General features: G+C 67.3%; 1 protein-coding gene. It reads left to right on the forward strand.

What is annotated here, in order from left to right:
* Positions 1-1,176: sigma-54-dependent Fis family transcriptional regulator (locus NZM16_RS04180; RefSeq protein WP_295478794.1), on the forward strand; the 1,176-nt coding region annotated here is incomplete at its 5' end.
* Positions 1,177-1,292 lie beyond the last annotated feature (116 nt).

The raw sequence follows: 1,292 nt of genomic DNA on the forward strand, positions 1-1,292 counted from the left end.
AGCTTCCAGGAAGCCCTCTCCGATCCCCAAGCCCATCGGGAAGCCGAAGGCACGCTGATCGTTGACGGCGCCCCCTTAGAAGGATGGCTGGGGCTGCACGCGGTGACCGAAGGACGGCGGCGCCTGGGGTTTGTCCTGACATTCCGGCGGAGCGAGCAGGTGCACCAGATGGTGGCGCGGCTGGTCGGCGCCCAGGCGATGATGACCCTGGCGGACATCCCGGGCCGCTCCCGCGCGATCCAGCAGATCCGCCAGCAGGCCCGGGCGGCAGCCCGGACCAGCCTTCCGGTTCTCCTGCTGGGGGAACCCGGGACCGGCAAGAGCGTCCTCGCCCGCGCGATCCATAACGCCAGCATCCGCGCCAGCGGCCCCTTCCTCGCCGTGTCCTGCCGGGCGATCCCTCGGGAGCTGCTCGCTATCGAGTTGCTGGGGGTGGAAGGAGGAGCTTTCCGGAATGGGCCGACCGAGGGACGGCCGGGCAAGTTTGAGCTGGCCCATGGGGGCACCCTTTATCTGGATGAGATTGAGGCCCTGCCGCTGGAAGTCCAGGTTGCGATCCTGCGGATCCTGGAGACCGGAGAAGTCATGCGCCTGGGCGGCCTGCGCCCGATCCGTGTGGATGTGCGGCTGATCGCCTCCTCAGCGGCGGATCTGGAGCGGCTGGTCGCCGAGGGGCATTTTCGCTCGGATCTGTATCATCTTCTGGCCAGCACGGCGATCCGGATCCCTCCGCTGCGGGATCGGCCGGAGGATATCGCCCTCATCGCCGAGGCGGTGTTCCGGCGCCTGCGCCGAACCTCCGGGCGAACCTATCGGATCACCGAAACGGCCCTGCAACGGTTAAAGGCGTATCCATGGCCGGGGAATGTGCGGGAACTGGAAAACGTCCTCGAGCGGGCGGCCGCGCTGAGCGAGGATGGCTGGATCGATCTGCCTCATCTCCCGGAGCGGATCGTGCGGGGGCTGATGATTGAACAGACGCCGGATTCCATTCGGCCGGTGGAGGAATTGGAACGGGAGGCGATCCTGCGTGCAGCGATCCAGTATCGAGGCCGTATCCGCGAGATGGCCTCCGCCCTGGGCCTCAGCCGCACCACGCTCTGGCGCCGTATGAAGCGCTACGGCATCCAGCTCTCCATATTCCGGGACAAGCGAAACCATCGAAACGGCCGGTAAGGCGACCCCGGGGAATGGCCTCCGTAGGGGCGGGCCCAGGGGCCTGCCCCCATTGGGCGGTCACAGGGGCCCGCCCCTACGAAACGCGCGGTGGGCCATATCATTTTGTAGGGGCA

The organism is Thermoflexus sp., from assembly GCF_025055495.1.
GTDB lineage: Bacteria > Chloroflexota > Anaerolineae > Thermoflexales > Thermoflexaceae > Thermoflexus.